This is a genomic window from Streptomyces sp. RLB3-17, assembly GCF_007113425.2.
GTDB classification, from domain to species: domain Bacteria; phylum Actinomycetota; class Actinomycetes; order Streptomycetales; family Streptomycetaceae; genus Streptomyces; species Streptomyces mirabilis_D.
Genome location: NZ_CP041610.2, coordinates 11,985,330 through 11,997,434, shown reverse-complemented (window position 1 = coordinate 11,997,434; position 12,105 = coordinate 11,985,330). Strand labels below are relative to the sequence as shown.

5 protein-coding genes and 1 pseudogene are annotated in these 12,105 nt (G+C 69.4%); 1 reads left to right on the top strand and 5 read right to left on the bottom strand.

Annotated features, from left to right (window positions below):
- Window positions 1-444: 444 nt before the first annotated feature.
- The 4 genes from FNV62_RS54265 to FNV62_RS56835 all read right to left on the bottom strand — a co-directional run bounded on the left by FNV62_RS54265 (window position 445) and on the right by FNV62_RS56835 (window position 10,498).
- Window positions 445-1,755 carry a discoidin domain-containing protein gene (locus tag FNV62_RS54265; RefSeq protein WP_144316361.1) on the bottom strand — a complete coding sequence of 437 codons (1,311 nt, stop codon included), beginning with the start codon at window positions 1,753-1,755 and terminating at the stop codon, window positions 445-447.
- A 25-nt stretch (window positions 1,756-1,780) separates the two neighbouring features.
- A complete protein-coding gene (locus FNV62_RS56840; protein WP_225900774.1) occupies window positions 1,781-5,233 on the bottom strand; it encodes a hypothetical protein in 3,453 nt (1,150 codons plus the stop codon).
- A 36-nt stretch (window positions 5,234-5,269) separates the two neighbouring features.
- Window positions 5,270-7,480 (bottom strand): hypothetical protein, encoded by a 2,211-nt coding sequence (locus tag FNV62_RS54255; protein ID WP_205523220.1) that lies wholly within the window; start codon window positions 7,478-7,480, stop codon window positions 5,270-5,272.
- An 84-nt stretch (window positions 7,481-7,564) separates the two neighbouring features.
- Entirely contained in the window at window positions 7,565-10,498 is a 2,934-nt protein-coding gene (locus tag FNV62_RS56835; RefSeq protein ID WP_144316360.1) for a DUF6603 domain-containing protein, read from the bottom strand.
- A 392-nt stretch (window positions 10,499-10,890) separates the two neighbouring features.
- Between FNV62_RS56835 and FNV62_RS54245 the strand changes: the two are divergent.
- A pseudogene (locus FNV62_RS54245) lies at window positions 10,891-11,536 on the top strand (Tn3 family transposase); the annotation flags it as partial.
- Window positions 11,537-11,675: 139 nt separating this feature from the next.
- On the opposite strand, the gene FNV62_RS54240 reads toward FNV62_RS54245, so the two are convergent.
- Window positions 11,676-11,888, bottom strand: a complete 213-nt coding sequence (locus FNV62_RS54240; protein ID WP_144316358.1) for a cold-shock protein — start codon at window positions 11,886-11,888, stop codon at window positions 11,676-11,678.
- Window positions 11,889-12,105 lie beyond the last annotated feature (217 nt).

Genomic DNA, 12,105 nt, shown 5'->3' with positions numbered 1-12,105 from the left:
ACGGCGCAGAAGATCCGCCGCCAGGAGCAGGGCTGTGAATACGCCGCAGCCCAGCTCATCGCGCTCGGCGCTCCGCGGCCGCGGCCCGGCTCTCTGGCTGCGCGAGGCCCTGGCCGCGGTCGGAGCCCGCAACATCCGGCACCGCGGCGCGCATCGGTTCTGCGGACGGTTGGCCCGTGTTGCCGCTTGGCCGACGACGTTAGCAGAGCGAGTATGTTCGGCGCCGTTGAATCCCGTCCAAGGCGTCTTGCTGTTCGTCGACTCAGCCGACCTGGCGTGGCTGGACCTCGCCCCAATGAGTCAACTGCGCCACTGCCGTCGGGCGTCCGTTCAATGCATCCGGCCCTGTGCTCCGCCTTCGCGGTCTGGTTGGAGCACGGTTTCTGTTTCTCCTCTTCCACCGCGGGCGGGCTCAATCCCGAAGGACCTGCTCAAGATCTACTGCTACACGCCGGTGATTTGATCCCATGGGACGGTGCTCGCGGTGACACCACCGTTCGTGGTCAGGGGTACGTTGATGACGGCGGATGCGGGGGTGATCCGCATGGCCTCCGGTTTGGGCCGGACCTCGAAGGACCGGATGGCGACACGCTCCAAACTTACAGAGTAGAAACGGAGTTGAAGATAGCGTGCGCGCAGCGGCATGGTCGGATGGCGTGTGTAGTGCACTTCCGCTCCGGCGTGACTGAACGGTGTTACGGAATCCCACCGTTCGCCGTCCAGGGAAGAGTTCAGATGAGTGGTTCCGGGAGTGGAGTGGTCACCGTCGGGCGTGCCGAAGTAGATGTCCACTTCTTCGATCGGTTGTTCGGCACCGAGATCGAAAACTACAGATTTCAAGTTATCGGGGCGTGCCGCGCTGAGGTAGTAGGTCTCGAGGTTTCCGTCGAGCATGAGGTCCGGGGTGTGGTCGTCGGCGACGCCGAAATCCGTGCTGGCGGTTCGCAGAATGCGGGGCATCACGAGTTCGCCGTGCACGGCGAGGTTCCGGATTTCCAGGTCGGGGCGGTTGACGGTGACGTAGGTGTTGATGGTGCGTTCGGCGGTTGCGGTTCCTTGTTGGACGCGACCGCGGAGGTAGAACATGGTGTTGCGGCGGATGTCGTGGACGGGGAAGGTGCTGTAGTCGGTGACGTCGATTTCGATGTTTTCATACAGCAGGTGGTAGGTGGCTCCTTCGGAGGCGTCCCATTCGAGGGTGACGGAGTCACCGTTTTCGATGTAGGCGGAGTCGGGTTTGAGCTTGCGCAGGTAGAACCCGGCGGGGAATTTACCGATGGACAGGGTTTGTGTTTCGGTTTCCCAGTTACTGGTTCCGGGCTCACGCCATTTGAGTTCGATGTTGATGGGGGCGGTGCCGACCTGGTGGTTAATGCGGAGTTTGTTGAGTTGGAGCGTGAGGCCCTGTTCAGTGATGGTGGCGTGGCCGGTGTTGGGTTTGAACAGGATGCGTTCGCCTCCGGGGTCGACGGTGGCATCCCATTTGGTGAGGTTGGTGGTGGGTTGCAGGCCGGTGAGGTCGAGGGCGAGTTGCCAGGCTTCGGTGCCGATGGGCACGTAGACGGAGATTTCGTTGGTCTCGATGGGCTTCGGTGAGATCCGGCTGCCGACGATGATCAGGTTGCGGGTTTCGACGGAGTCGGCCGGACTGACGGTCAGGGGGTCGGGGACGCTGGTGAGGGAGTACTGGAGCTGGCTGCCGAAGTCGGCGTCCGTCCCTGGATGCGCGGCGATGGTCTGGGTGACGATGCCCATGGTGCGGGGCCCTTTCTGGTGGGGGTCAGCGGGTGTTGTCGGCGGCGTCGTGCAGGACGAGGTAGCCGGAGCGGATTTCCGGGGCGCCGAGCGGCAGGTCGGCGGGGTCAGGGACGGTGACGGGCAGGGTGCGCCAGTTCCCGGTGGTGTTGGTGGGTTCGGTCCAGCTCCAGGTGCCGGTGGCGGTGGCGGGCCGGGGCATGACCGCGGCGTACGGGGCGGCGGTGACGGGGGCGAGGAGGGGGCCGGTGCGGAAGCAGACGGCCATGCGGGCGAGCGCGTCGGCGGTGTAGCGGGCGGGGACGTGCACGGAGGAGACGGGGAGGATGTCGGTGGTGGCGTGCACCGGGGCTCGGGGGTCGAGCAGGAGGGTGACGGTGGCGGTGCTGGTGCCCTCGAAGGCCAGCTTGAGGCGTTCGCCGTTGCCGATGGGCCGCAGGTAGCCGCCGTGGTCGCCGGCGGGGTCGGTGATGGTTTCCAGGTGGGTGTAGTCGCCGTTGTGGACGTAGGCGACGAGGCCGTCCTGGGTGTTGGCGGGCTGGCCGAGTTTGATGATCCATTCCCAGGGTGGGAGTTGTGCGGGGTGCTCGTGGGGGTCGAGGACTTCGTTCCAGCCGAGGGAGGTGCGGGCCGGGCCGCACAGTTGGAGGTCGAGGCGGGCGCGGACGAGGGCGAGGGGGCGGCCGAGGAGGAAGCCGAGGTTTTGGTCGTCGGGGCCGTCGGGGTCGATGGTGGCGAGCGCGTCGTCGATGGTGGCGCGGACCGCGTCGAAGACCGCGGGGCTGTGGTCGGGGTCAGCGATGGCGGCCAGCAGGTGGTGGGTGTGCGGGGAGGCTTGGGCGAGTTCGGCCAGGGTGGTGATGGGGGATCCGGGCAGGGGTTCGAAGTGGACGGCTTTGGTGTTGTCGGGGCGCATGATGGTGCGTAGTTCGCCCCAGGGGTGGCCGGCCGGGTCGTAGACGGCGAGGGTTTTGTCGAGGCGGTTGGGCAGGATCCACGCGCACACCGGGTTGGTGCCGGGGGTCAGCTCGGTTTCCTCGTCCGCGGTGGCGTCGAGGAAGTCGAAGCTGAGGCGCGCGGGTTGCAGCAGGCGGGGGGAGAGTTCGACGAACCGGTGGGTGTCGGAGGATTCGACCGGATGCTCGGGCACCATCGTCAGCGGACGCTGGTACTGGAAGTGGCGGGGGTTGTCGAAGAGGTTGACGGCGCGGCCGAACCGGTCGACGAGCATGAGCTGGGTGAAGGCGAGCTGGCCGGTGCGCAGTTCGAAGAAGGGGGAGGAGGTGACCTCCGGGGGGCGGCCGGGCCAGGCGGCTTTGACGGTGCCGGGGTGGGGTGCGTACTGGTCGTGGTTGCCGATGAGGCCGGCGATAGCCCCGGTGGGGGTGAAAGCGGCGCGAGGGTCGCGTTGGTCGAGGTAGGCGGAGAAGCCGTCGAGGCGCTGGGAGAGCATGTCGAGGGTGCGGACTTCTTCGCGCAGGCCGGCCAGGTCGGGCAGGTCGGTGCGGCCGGCGGCGTGGGCGGCGAGTTTGCCGTCCAGGTCGTGTCCGGCGGTGGGGGCCAGGATCTGGCGTCCGGCGATGACGAAGGCGTCCGAGGTCTGTCCGGTGCCGTTCCAGTGGTAGCGGTTGTTCTTGAACGTCCAGTGGGTGCCGGACTGGTCGCGGTAGGGGATGGCGGTGTAGTCGACGGCCCACTGCAGGAACAGCGGCTGCCAGGGCTGGTTCCACGGCTCGGTGCCGTACTCCGGCAGCGCACCCTCGGCGGTGGACAGATCCAGCCCCGTATCGAGGGCGTGGTCGAGGAGGAAGAACTCCGACAGCAGCGCGCTGGTTTCGCCGGGCAGATTGGCGGTGTTGACCTGGGCGACCTGGGTGGTGACCGAGGCCGCGGTCAGGGAGCCGATCTTGGTGATGAGCCGGTCGGGAGTGCGGCACGGCAGGAACGTGCCGCGGGTCATGGGTGCGTGCAGGTGCGCGCCCTGCAGGAGCAGGACGGGATCGGCGGGGTGCTCGTAGGGTGCTTTGGGGGCGCGCTTGAGGATGCGGGAGGTGCGCAGGCCCTTGTCGGCGGCGAACTCGGCTGCGGCGGTTTCCAGTTTGTCCGGCGTGGTGCCCCAGGGGATGAGCTCGCGCAGGTCGGCCACGCGCCGGATCAAGGCGGTCACGCGGCCGGCCGCGCCGTCGGGGCGGGCGGGGTCGAGTTCGTTGCCAATGCGGTCTTCGAAGTCCGGGGGGAGTTTCTCCGCGCGTGAGAGAGCCCAGAGTACGTACAGGCGCTGCTGGGCGGTGGCCAGTTCCTGCTCGGCGGCATCGTGGTCGGCCTGGGCCTGGTTGAGGTCGGCGACGACCTGCTCTTCGGCCGCCCGCACCGTGGCTCGTTCCGTTGCCGGTAGTGAGGCGGTGTTGTCGGGGGTGTCGGTGCGGTCGGCCAGGTGCCAGGTGTAGCCGGCCGGTGCCGGGCCGAAGCCGGAGCGGTGGGCGGCCTGCTCGGTCAGCTCGTCGCCGTCGGTGCGGTCGAGCTGGTCGAGCGTGCCCAGCGCGAACGCCCGTACCAGGCGGGACTCGTCCGCCGTCAGGGAGCTGGGGCCGTCGGCTTCGTCGACGAGCCCGGACATGGCCTCGGCGGTGGAGTTGCCGATGGCCACCGCCACCTCGGCCGGGTCGGGCATGTCGGACGGGGGGAGGGGGCCGTCGGGCTGCCAGTCGATGCCCAGCGCACTGCCCGCGTACAGGGTGCGGGCGGCGCTGCTGGGCGCGGCGGGAGCCAGCCACTCCAGTTCGTCGAGGAGGTCCGCCAGGCTCTGGCCGTCGCGGCGGGCGAGGATGTCGCTGCCTTCGTCGGTGTACCAGCCGATCACTCGGTAGCTGATCCGGTCGGATCCGGTGACGTCGTCGAGGGTGTCGTGGAGGGAGAAGACGTTCTCGTTGTAGGGCTGGTAGACCGAGAAGGTCAGCAGGCCGGGCCCGAGGGCGGTCAGGTACGGATCCGGCGCGTCGCCGGGTTCGCGCCACGGGGTGCTGGTGGTCAGGGTGTGGCGGCGGCCGATCTTCGTGGCGGTGGGCACGTCGGCGTGCGGGTCCAGGTAGGAGATGGTGCCGGTGGCCATGCCCAGGTGGTCGCTTTCGACGATCCAGGCCCGCACCGTCTTCGAGGCGCTCTGGTGGCGCACGACGAGCCACCGGTTGGGGACCAGAGGGAAGTCCTCCACCCCGCGCTCGGTGTCGTGCCGTCCTTGGGTGAGGGCTTCGGGGAGCTGCCAGTGCACATACACCCCGCGGCGCTCTTCCTGGCCGGGCCAGGGGACGTCGGGGAACGGTGCCGGCTCGGGCGGCATGTTGTGGTCGGTGAGCAGGGTGAAGTTGGGCTGCCAGCGCTGGTAGATGAAGGTGCCGTCGCTGTGTGGGGGGTTGCCGTTCACCACCAAGGCGGCCACCTCGACCGGGACCACCAGGGCGTTGCTGCTGCGCGAGGACATCAGGTCTGCTTTCCTTCGGGACGGGCCGGGGAGGGGTCAGGGGCGGGCGAAGGTCTGCAGCTGGGGTGCTTTGACCATTTGCAGGGCGAACTGCGCCGACGACAGCGCCGCGACGTCGTGCGCCTGGGCGAGGGCAGGCAGCAGTGGGTCCCCGGTGCCGGCGATGTTGAGGACGTCGTGGTCGCCGGGGCGCAGGAAACGGCTGAAGCGGTCGTCCCCGGGGGCGTCGGGGAAGTCGCGCATACTTGCGCCGATGTCCGGCCTGGTGATCTTGCGCAGTTCGATGGTGCCCAGGTCACCGAAGCCGAAGTGGATCCCTTGCGGGGGCTCGGCGGCGGTGAAGGTGTCGATCACCTTCGGGTACAGCATCATCATCACGTGGCTGCCGACCTGCGCGGTGCGTGCCGGCGTGACCGGGCGGTTGTCGCGGAAGGCGGTGTAGATGGTGTCGGGCCATCCCTCGACCAGGTCGGAGTGGAGCAGCACGCCGCAGGCGGGGGCCGGCCGCACCCCGCGCGCGAGTTCGTTGAGGTCGGCGTCGAGAGTGTGGCCGACCCCGACGCTCAACGCGCCGTCGGTTGTCGCCTGCACCCAGCCCGGGTCGACGTAGAAGAAGCGGATGCTCTCGACCGGCAACATCCGCTCGTCGGGGACCAGATGCTCGAAGGGGATCATCTCCAGCAGCGCGAGGCGGTCCAGCCAGGCGGTGACCGGATCCAGCTCGGTCGCGGTCGCGGTCGCGATGACCTGCCGGACCTCGGTACGGGCCAGTGCGGTGTGCAGCGAGCCGGCGGTCAGCACGCCCGCCGAAGAGGTACGCGGGGCGGGGGCACGGCGGCGGCCCGCGGCCACATCCGCGCCCGCCCCGGCCAGCGCGCGGGCCAGCTTGCACCCCCCACCCCGCGAGCCGTCGCCGTCGCCTGTCAGGAGCTTGTCGAAGGCGTCGCGGGCCAGATCACGGGTGAGCAAGGACGCGGTATCCGCGGTGACGGCGCGGCCGGAGAGTTCCGGGTGCGTCAGCAGCCGGCGGGCGGCACCGCGGGCGGCTTTGCGCCAGGCCAGTAGGTGAGTGCGGAATTCGGGATCGGCCAGGGCCAGCGCGCGCCCCAGAGCGAAAGCGGAGGCGTATCCGGTGTCGTAGACGCCGTACTTCTCCAGGTAGACCAGGGCCTCGTCCACCGTCTCCCGCCGCACCCTACCCACCGGATCCGGCAGCTCCTGGGCGGGAGCGGCGGTCAGCGGCCCCCGGTAGAACGCGGCGGTGCGCTCCCCGGAAGTCAGCCGCTGCGGCAGCGCGGTCGCGCCGGTGGCGATCCGCTCCACCGCCTCGCGCTGTGCCGGTGTCGGGTCCACAGGGGCGTCAACCGGCAGACGCAGCAGCGGATCGAGGTCGGCGGCCAGGTTCTGGACCAGGTCACCGAAGCCGATCCCGCTGTCATACTCGGACTCGAAGACCCACGACCGCAGCGACACCAGCCGCACCCCCTCATCCGGCACCGAGGCTCCCTCCGCGAGGAGGTCTTCGTGGCCGTCGAAGGAGACCAGGTGGGCCACGTGCATCCCACCCCTCACGTCGGGGAAGCGGTTGGCGACCACCACCGCTTTGAGCTCCTCCTCGTCCGGGGGCGGGGTGTCGCCGCGCTTGGCGTCCGGCGGACCGCCTTCCCGGACGTGCGCCAGCGCCGCCATCTCTTCGGGCAGCGGAGCGACGGCGGTGAACAGCTCAGGGCAAACGAGGATGGTCGAACACACCAGATCGACCTCGTCCGCGAAGACCCACTCAGGGGCGATCTCGGGCCCGCGGCCCGGCAGCGTCTGCCCGCTGTCCAGGCGCCCGGCGAGCAGTTCGCGGACCATGCACGCGTCCACCTGCCCGATCGCCTGCGGATCACCGTCCAGTTCGCCCTCGCGGAAGACCAGCAGGGCCAGCCACGGTACCGACGGCTCCTGCCCCGCCAGCGGGCGCAGCCACGGCACGCCCGGGGTGGTCAGAGTGACGTGGGGCAGCACCTGGCTGTACCGGCCGGTCGAGCCCGGCAGCGGATAACAGGCGTGCACGGCATCGCCGGCGATCGCGAACCTGGGGCCGCGCACGTCGAACCGCTGGACGCGGGCCGGCAGCGCGTCACCGGTATTCACACCGCCGATCGACTGCTCTGTGGTGATCGTGTACTTCCCGGCATACAGCGAGGGGATGCGCTGGTCGAAGAACCGGGTCCGGTGCTTCACCGGTGGCGTGGACGGCACAGTCACTCCAGGTTTGGGCGGGCGGCGGCAGTTGACGGGGCGCGGTGGCGCAGGGCGATGCGCCACCGCTGCGGTGCCGGGAGGTCAGGCGGGGATGAGCATCGGGTCGGCGGTGAAGGCCGTCTCGGCCGCCGTCTGGTGCGCGGACAGATCTGCGTCCACCGGGCCGAGATCCACACCGAGGCTGGCCAGGGCCTGGACCAGTTCTGCCCGGTCGGCGGTCTGCTCCCGTGCGGCCACGGTCCGCAGGATCGTGGCGATCACCCCGCCCGGCCGTTGCGGGGCCGGGCCCACGGGTCGGGCGTCCGGGTCGAGGGGCTGGGTTCCGTCCTGGTCGATCGGGTCGAACTTGAATGCTTCCTCGGTGATGTAGCCGGTGTCGTTGCCGTAGTTGGGCCCGGGTGAGGTGAGGGTCGCCCCGGTGAGCTGGGCGGGGATGACCTGCTTGCCCGGGTCGGGCAGCGTGTCGCCCTTGCCGGTGCCCCACAGGGCTTGCGGAACGGCGGCGGTGCTGCGCGTACGGTCCCAGGCGGCCAAGTCCACCTGCTGGGTCTCGCGGGCCAGCGAGACCCGCTGGGTGCTGGTGAGGTCGGTGCGTCCCATGGGGCGGATGTTGAGCTTGCCGCCCGTCTCTGCCGGGTTGCCGCCGGATGGGGTCAGGTACAGCTCGCTGACCGGGACGGCGGAGTCGGTGGAGAAGGTGAATCCCGCGGTGGAGACCTGCCACGCCTGCTCGTCGCCGCTGCTGCGGGTTTCCCCGTCCGGTGCCTGGGGACGGTCGGTGAGCAGGCCGGCGCCCGGCAGGACGCGCACCGCGGTCTCGGGCGGCGGCAGCATCGTGCGGAAGTCGGACCATGCCAGCTCGTTGTCGTCGAGGTCGCGGCTCTTGCCGAAGCCGATGGTGAAGGAGATGAACCACAGGTGGATCTTGGCCTTGCCGCCGGTGGGCGGTCCCCACAGGCTCAGCGAGACCCCGACCTCCACCGTGATGGTGATCCGGACGAACAAGATCTTGATGCTGGCCTGCACCCCCACCGAGATCCGCATGCCGACATCGAAGTAGAACGGCCGCCACTGGATCAGCGCGTCGACCTTCGCGGTCAGCCATGCGCGCAACGCCCCGGAATGGAAGCGCACATCCAGCATGCCGCCGGCCATCACCGCCGCCGGCGTCAGCGCCAGATACGCCTCCCCCGACACCGTGACCGCACCGGAGAGGTCCCAGTCGAAGCCGAGCCGGGGCACGAGCGGGTAATGGTCCGGACGACGGTAGTTGTGGTGGTAACCGCCGACCGTGACGACGAAGTCACCCTTGTTCGGGTTGGCGCCGAACCAGGTCTTGAACGCCACCCCGCCCCGGAGCCTGCAGTTCGGGTCGAGTACGAAGGAGTTGGGGGTCAGGGCGGCGGACAGGCTCAGCTCGCCCGCCTTCGGTTTGAGCAGCGCCTCCAGCCCGATCTCGATGTTGGCGTAGCGGCGCTTGCCCGGCTCTTTGGGGAAGCTCATCCCTGCCACTCCGAGCAGCGCGAACGTCAGGTCCGCGCCCGTTTGCAGGGCCAGCATCGCCCGTCCGTCCAGCCGCTCGGCGATGGTGAATGCCATCCCCGCCGCGATCCACAGCGGATCGTCGCTGCCCTGGGCCGGGGTGATCCACGGCCTCTCGCCACCGGTGAGGGTGTCCAGCACCTGTAGTGGATCCGCGGTGCCGTCCGGCGTCGCCCCGATCGAGCGGGGATCGTCGAGGGCCTGGATGAACGGGAAATCCGGTACGTTCTCCGGCCCGTCTGGCAGGCGCAGGTTGCTGCGCCATCCCATGCCGCCCGCGATGCCGCGTACCTGGAACGGCGGCGGGCCGATCCCCTTGTCCGCCGTCAGGGCGCCGAACGCGAAGAACGACGGCCGCGCGTTCGCACTGGGCGCGTAGGCGGCGGCGATCGCGCTGCCGGTCAGTGTGCCGGTGTCCACCAGTAGCACCCCGCCCACCGCGAGTGCGTAGGGAGGTTCGGCCTTGCGGGCCGTGAGACCACCGCTGATCAACAGCGGCGGCTTGTCGTACGTCACCGCCTTCGACTTGCCGTCCGCCAGATTCCCGAAGTCGATGAACCCCCGCAGCGCCACCTCGTCCGCCAGGCCACCGAGAGAGAAACCGGCATGGCGGCGTCGGCCGGCTAGCGCCCCGGGAGCGAGGACGACGAACCCGTCGGCGGTGGCCACCGCATGCGTCACCCGGCGGATCCCTACCCGCCGGACCCCCGCCGGCTCACCGGCAGCGCGCGGGACGGGCAGCGGACGGCCCAGCCCGTCCCGGCGCGACGGATCTACCTCACGACGGGCCCGCTCAGGCCGCACCGGCACCAGCACCGGCCCGCCTCCCGGCCCCACCCCGGACACGACCAGCCAGGTACCTGCCGGCAATCCGCCCTCAGGCGGCGCGGGCAGTTCAAGCTCCCTGTCACCAGCCGCGTCCAGCAGGGCACTGAACTGTTCGGCCGTCAGGTCCTCATCGGTGCACAGGGTGTGCCAAGCCCCCGAAGAGGCAGCCAGCATCCTGCCGGTGCCCGGGCAGGAGAGCACTGTCACCCGCCCGTGCTCGCCCTGGCCGGTGACAACCGTGACACCGTCCCGCTGCCGCAGCACCAGATGACGGACGGCAGCCGCCTGCGGCAGGCACGGCACCTCAAGGCCCACACCCCGTCCCAGCAGCTCACCCGCCACCCCCGGTGCCGGCAATTCCACAGCCAGCCGCGCACCGGTGACCACCTGACCGCCGTCAAGCTCGAAGGCCACCCGCACCGGCACCTCGACATCCGCCAGCGCGGTCCGGGCCGCCCCGGTGAACGACAGCGCCTCCGCGTCCCCCTCCCGCCATACCGCCCGCAGCACCCCGTCGGCGAACAGCGGACGGAACCCCAGACCGTCCCCGAACAGATCGCCGGGCACCTCCACCACGCGCCCCGCACCAGAGCCGTCCGCGCCGCCGCATAGCCGCTCCCGCAGTTGGTTCACTTGGACCGTCACTGCAACCACGCCTCCTCAATACGCACCCCCACGAGCAGACCCGCCTCGCCGGAGCGACCACAACCGATCAGCGGCAGCCCGCGTCAAACAGCTAGAGCCACGCGTCATGCCCACGCGCCGAACAGAAGCGGCACACCGGCGATTGCGGCTCCTCGTTTTACGACGAAAGGTCCTATCGCCGTCTCGAATCTCAGGGCGACAAGAAGATCGTAACCATTGGTGTCCATGCAAACACGTTTAGTGATCGATTCGTGAGGGGGGGGTGACTACGCACTCATGATCTGGGGCCGCACCCCCGCACGCCCGAACCACATCGATATCCGGCTATATGGGTGTGACCCGCCTTCCAGACGTCGGCGGTCCGGCCGCACTCGGCCAATGCCCGCCCCAGCGGGGCGGCGGGCGGATACGGGCCGCTGGAGTTGCTGGCCCGCAACAAGGTAGACGTGAAGAAGGTGCTCACCGCCTGGCCGGACATGCTGCGAGTGGCCGGCTCCCTGGTCACCAACCAGGTGAGGGCGTACGACCTGCTGCGGATGTTCGGCCGCGAGGGGCATCCCACGCCCTGGGTCAGGCGTTTGCCGAGTACGGGCGGATCGCCAAGACCCTCCACCTCCTGGCGGTGGTAGACCCTGTGGACGACACCTACCGGCGGCAGATGCACAAGCAGCTCACCGTCCAGGAGTCCCGCCACAAGTTCGCCCGCGACATCTGCCACGGCAAGAAGGGCACCATCCACCAGGCGTACCGGGACGGGATGGAGGACCAGCTCGGCTCGCTCGGCCTGGTCCTGAACGCCGTGGTGCTCTGGACGACGCGGTACATCGACGCCGCTGTCGCCCAGCTCCGCGCCGAGAGCCACGAGTTCCGCATGCGGACGTGGCCCGGCTCTCCCCGCTGAAGCACCGCAACCTCAACGTGCTGGGCCGTTACAGCTTCGCCGCCACCCAGCCGGCGGGCGGCACCTTGCGCCCGCTGCGGGACCCGGACGCGGCCGGGCTCGATGACGACGAAGACGGCGACGACCAGATCGGTTGAGGCGTCGGGCCGGGTGGAATCTCAGGCGATCTGGCCCGCGCCGCGTTCCAGCTACGCCGGGGCATAGGCGCGCCCACGACCCCGGTACGCGATTGGGTCGTCCCCGGCCTGTCGGCTGTACGGCAGCGCGGTGGCGGAATCAGCCCTCCGCGACGACCTCGTCCGCCTGGTCCCCCTTCGGCCCTTGCACCACGACGAACGTCACCTTCTGGCCTACCTTGAGGCTCTTGAAGGCGCTTCCCTGGATCGCTCTGAAGTGCACGAAGAGGTCAGGACCGCTCATGGGGGTGATGAAACCGAACCCCTTCTCGTCGTCGAACTGCTTCACGGTGCCGGACTGGCGCTGAGACATATCCACTTCCTTAGTTCGCAATATTCCGACGGGTGCGTAAAGTCCTCTTGCAAGTGGATCATCCCTGCTAGCAGGACGGCGGTTACGGCAGGCCGAGAGTTTGGCTGGTAACCGTCGAACCGACCGTGTGCAGCGTGCCGCGACTTCAACATGCACCGCGGTCACGAGATGACCGCCCGTCCCCAGCCTGGTCCAAGTGGCCAGGTCGAGTGAGACG

Excerpts from the sequence above, each read along its gene's own strand:
- FNV62_RS54265 (WP_144316361.1), bottom strand. The coding sequence starts at position 1,755 with ATGGGCATCGTCACCCAGACCATCGCCGCGCATCCAGGGACGGACGCC.
- FNV62_RS56840 (WP_225900774.1), bottom strand. The coding sequence starts at position 5,233 with ATGTCCTCGCGCAGCAGCAACGCCCTGGTGGTCCCGGTCGAGGTGGCC.
- FNV62_RS54240 (WP_144316358.1), bottom strand. The coding sequence starts at position 11,888 with ATGTCTCAGCGCCAGTCCGGCACCGTGAAGCAGTTCGACGACGAGAAG.